This window comes from Mesorhizobium sp. P3_A9, assembly GCF_056402975.1.
In genome coordinates this window covers 1-2,616 of the sequence record NZ_JBFUGJ010000557.1, presented here as the reverse complement: position 1 = coordinate 2,616, position 2,616 = coordinate 1, and the positions used below count along the sequence as shown (strand labels likewise).

Genomic DNA, 2,616 nt, shown 5'->3' with positions numbered 1-2,616 from the left:
GTCGGTATCCTTTGCGTTTTTAAGAGTTCGCTGCGGCATCACATAGGTGCCACCGACTTCGCCCGTGACTTGCGCCGGATCGAAAAGCAGGTCGATGTCGTACCAACCGCGCTCGAGGCCGCCGGCATGCGCCGGAGTGGCTACCGAGCCAATCAAAGCCAGCGAAAAGCACCCYGCCCCCAGCAGYGCTTTCAGWCGCAAATTGTTCATGRATGTCCTCCCCGAATAACTAGTGCATCAAGCTAGAACCAATTCAGGTTAACGGTGCAACAACGAATTCAAGGGGCGTACATGTACATGCTTGCCAAACGCATTTTCGACAAAATGCGGATAGGCACGGCAAGGCCGAAAAACGGCCCAAGGCGTGGTTGCCCAACCAGAAAATGAGGAAAACTCGTCCAAAAGGGCTCAAAAACAGCCACTTTCGGGGCGTTTTGGCCCCATTGTTACATTATGGCAACAATGGGGCTAAAACTTCCGTTTACGTCAACAATAACGCAACGGAATGCCCACTTTCGAGGCAAAAAGATTGCCATTTTAGAGAGGGATAAAGTCTAGCGAATCTATCCCTCAGCCAGCGTCGCGAACCCTGGTCAACGCCACCGAAAGCTTGTCCTGCGCGTCGCGGTATTCGGCGAGCTTTTCACGCTCGGCGTCGACGATCTCGGCCGGCGCGCTGGCGACGAAACGTTCGTTGGACAGCTTCTTGTGCAACCGGGCGATTTCCTCGGTCACCTTGGCCAGTTCCTTCTGTAGCCGGGCGGCCTCGGCGGTGAGATCGATCAGGCTGCCGAGCGGCAGGCAGATCGTCGCCTCGTTGAGGACGATCTGCGCCGAGCCTTTGGGGGCTGTGTCGGCCAGCGAGATGTCGCCGACGCGCGCCAGCCGCTTGATCGCGGAGTCCTCGCGAAGCAACCGCTCGCGCGTGACATCATTGGCGCCGACCACGACCAGCGGCGCGATCGCCGCCGGCGGCACGTTCATCTCGGAACGCACCGAGCGGATGCCGGAGACGAGGTCGACCAGCCAGTTGATGTCGGCGGCCGCTTCCGCGTCCTCGAAGTCCGGCGACGGCCAGGCGGCGTGGCAAAGCAGCGAGGAGCGCTCCTTGCCCTCGCCCGCCGTCTGCGCCCACAGCTCTTCCGTCATGAACGGCATCATCGGATGCAAGAGCTTGTAGATCTCGTCGAGCACGAAGGCGACGCAGGCGCGGCTTTCGGCCTTGGCAGCCTCGTCCGTGCCCATGAACACCGGCTTCAGCAGCTCCAGATACCAGTCGCAGAACAGGTTCCAGACAAAGCGGTAGGCAGCACCGGCCGCCTCGTTGAAGCGGTATGAGGTGATGCCGTCGGTGATCTCGCGTGCGGCTCGCGTGAGCTCGGTCAGGATCCAGCGGTTGACCGCAAGTTTGGCGTCGTTCAGCCAGAATTCGTCATTGCGGGCGACTTCGTTCATCTCGGCGAAGCGCGTCGCGTTCCACAGCTTGGTGCCGAAGTTGCGGTAGCCGGCGATGCGCGCCGGGTCGAGCTTCACGTCACGCCCCTGGGCCGCCATCACCGTCAAGGTGAAGCGCAGCGCGTCGGCGCCRWAYTCGTCGATGAGATCGAGCGGATCGATGACGTTGCCTTTCGACTTCGACATCTTCTGCCCGTTCTTGTCGCGCACCAGCGCRTGSACATAGACGGTGTGGAACGGCTCCTCATCCATGAAATGCAGGCCCATCATCATCATGCGGGCAACCCAGAAGAAGATGATGTCGAAGCCGGTCACCAGCACGTCGGTCTGGTAATAGGTTTTCAGTTCCGGCGTCTGGTCCGGCCAGCCCAAAGTCGAAAACGGCCACAGCGCCGACGAGAACCAGGTGTCGAGCACATCCTCGTCRCGGGTCAGGATCTCGCCMGGYTTGWAGTTCTCRAGCTTGTCCTCGACCCAGCCCTTCCACGGCCCTTCCAGCGCCAGATAGTATTCGATCGCCGCGCCCAGCGCCTCTTCCTCGGTCTTCTCGACGAAGACGCGCCCGTCCGGCCCGTACCAGGCCGGGATCTGGTGGCCCCACCACAGCTGGCGCGAGATGCACCAGGGCTGGATGTTCTCCATCCAGTCGAAATAGGTCTTTTCCCAGTTCTTCGGCACGAAATTGGTGCGGCCTTCGCGCACCGAGGCGATCGCCGGCTTGGCGAGTTCGGCCGCATTGGCATACCACTGCTCGGTCAGGAATGGCTCGATCGGCACGCCGCCGCGGTCGCCATGAGGCACGGCGTGGCGATGCGGCTCGATCTTTTCGAGGAAGCCGCCGGCCTCCATCAGCTCGACGATCTTCTTGCGTGCGACGAAACGGTCGAGGCCGTTAAGCTCATCCCAGACAGCCTGGCGTTCCGGCGTCACCTCGAGCCCGGCGAGGAAATCCTCATTGTCCTTGAGGTTTATCGCAGCCTCGATGGTGAGAATATTGATCGCCGGCAGCTTGTGCCGTTTACCGACCTCGAAGTCGTTGAAATCATGCGCCGGCGTGATCTTCACCGCGCCGGAGCCTTTTTCCGGATCGGAATACTCGTCCGCCACGATAGGGATTTTTCTGCCGACGATCGGCAGCACGACATTCTTGCCCACCAGATG

General features: G+C 60.8%; 1 protein-coding gene and 1 pseudogene. Both read right to left on the bottom strand.

What is annotated here, in order from left to right; all coding sequences use genetic code 11:
- A pseudogene (locus AC1DX0_RS34390) lies at positions 1 to 210 on the bottom strand (transporter); the annotation flags it as partial.
- Between the two features lie 360 nt (positions 211 to 570).
- A partial coding sequence (locus AC1DX0_RS34385) for a valine--tRNA ligase (RefSeq protein WP_477358825.1) occupies positions 571 to 2,616 on the bottom strand: 2,046 nt, incomplete at its 5' end.